Origin of the sequence: Photorhabdus sp. RM322S, assembly GCF_042879395.1 — a bacterium.
Classification (GTDB): Bacteria; Pseudomonadota; Gammaproteobacteria; order Enterobacterales; family Enterobacteriaceae; genus Photorhabdus; species Photorhabdus khanii.
The window spans coordinates 1-2,235 of the sequence record NZ_JBHFKW010000108.1 but is presented as its reverse complement, the minus strand read 5'-3'; the positions used below and the strand labels follow the sequence as shown (position 1 = coordinate 2,235).

Sequence of the window (2,235 nt, the reverse complement as noted above, 5' to 3'; positions counted from 1 at the left end):
GCCGCCCTCAAACAGTTAAGCCAGCAGCACGGTGTCACGTTGTTTATGACCGTGCTGTCAGCCTGGGGTATCGTTTTATCACGGTTGTCCAGTCAAGACGATATCATTATCGGTACTCCCACTGCCGGCCGCAGCCGACAGGAAGTAGAGCCACTGATAGGTTTTTTTGTCAACACACTGGCCTTGCGGATGGCGCTTTCGGGTGAACTGACCGTGGCGGAATGCCTGTCCCGGGTGCGGGAAACTGCATTAGCGGCTCAGGCGCATCAAGATTTGCCGTTTGAGCAGGTGGTGGAAATTGTGCAACCGCCTCGTCAGCTGGCACATACCCCACTGTTTCAGGTGATGTTTGCTTGGCAGAACAATGAACACGCAGACTTGGAATTACCGGATTTGATAGTGTCACACGTTGATCAAACGCTGGATATTATCAGATTTGATCTTGAATTGAATTTGTTTGAAGAAGCGGACTGTATTGTTGGCGATCTTGGCTATTCTGCTGCATTGTTTGATCGATCAACCATAGAACGGCAAGTAGACTATCTGCATGCTGTATTACAAGCGATGGTGGACAATGCCCAACAGAAAGTGGGAGAAATAGAGATTCTGGCTCCGGCAGAACGCCGATTATTGTTGGAGAGGTGGAACATAACAACAACACCGTATCCTGATGTCTTATGCATCCATCAGTTATTCGAACAGCAGGCAGCGAAAACCCCGGACGCAACTGCGTTGGTGTATGAAAGCCAACACCTTAGTTATGCCGAACTCAATGTCCGCGCTAACCGACTAGCGCACCAATTGATTGCCTTGGGCGTGGAGCCAGATCAGTTAATCGCCAGTTGTGTCACACGCTCATCCTCCATGGTGATAGGCATGCTAGCCATACTGAAAGCGGGGGGAACTTATGTCCCGCTGGATCCGACTTATCCCAGTGAACGCTTGGCACATATTTTTAATGATGCCGATCCGGCTATTGTTTTAGTGGATGAGACCGGACGGGAAGTTTTGGGAGAGCAAGCATTAACCGGACAAACAGTGCTTGACCCAAATTCCGGGTTTAATCAACCAGACCGTAATCCGCAGATAGCCACATTGACATCACGGCATCTGGCCTATGTGATTTATACCTCCGGTTCGACCGGCATGCCAAAAGGGGTGATGGTAGAACATCGTGGCTTATGCAGTGTGATTAGTACGCAGCAAGATAAACTGGCTATCACGCCAGATAGCAGAACGTTGCAGTTTGCTTCAAACAGCTTCGATGCCAGCATTTGGGAATGCTGTTTGACGTTATTGGTCGGTGCCACGCTCTATCTGCCCCGAGCCACCGATATTCTGCCAAGCGCAGCCCTTGCCGGTTATCTTGTTGATAACGCGATTAGCCATATTCTCTTTTTACCGCCCACTGTGCTGATGGCCATGCATGAACTCCCGGATACCGTGAAAACCTTGCTGGTAGCCGGAGAAGCGTGTTCAACCACACTGGTCAAACGTTGGGCGGTGGGCAGGCAGATGTTCAATGCTTATGGCCCAACCGAAACGACGATTTGTGCGACGCTCTACGCCTGTGATAGCCGGGATGAAAATACTCCCCCGATTGGTCAGCCAGTTGCCAATACTCAAATTTATCTCCTTGACGCCTACGGCCAGCCAGTACCGGCCGGTGTGATGGGAGAGATCTATATTGGCGGCGTGGGTGTGGCACGGGGGTATTTGAACCAGCCTGAGCTGACGGCAGAACGTTTCCTGATTGATCCGTTCAGTGATGACCCGAATGCCCGCCTGTACCGTAGCGGGGATTTGGCGCGCTACCGGCCGGACGGCAATCTGGAGTTTTTGGGGCGCAATGATCAGCAGGTGAAAATCCGCGGTTTCCGCATTGAACCGGGCGAAATTGAAACCCGATTGATGGAACACCCGATAGTGCGTGAATCAGTGGTACTGGTACATGGAGACGGACTAGAAAAACGGCTGGTGGCCTATGTGGTAGCAGATGAAGATGAAGGGCTGGCAAATAGCTTGCGTGAGCATCTGAGTGTGGTTCTGCCAGAATATATGGTGCCGGCAGCATTTGTGCGGCTGGATAGTTTCCCGTTGACCCCGAACGGTAAACTGGATCGCAAGGCTTTGCCGGTGCCCGGTGAGGACGCGTTTGCCCGTCAGAAGTATGCCGATCCTCAGGGAGAAACTGAAATCACCCTTGCTGTTGTCTGGCATGAGTTACTGGGCATT

At 51.6% G+C, this 2,235-nt stretch carries 1 protein-coding gene; it reads left to right on the top strand.

All coding sequences use genetic code 11. From position 1 onward, the window contains the following. The coding region (locus tag ACGF63_RS22715; RefSeq protein WP_387633341.1) for an amino acid adenylation domain-containing protein at positions 1–2,235 on the top strand (2,235 nt) is incomplete at both ends.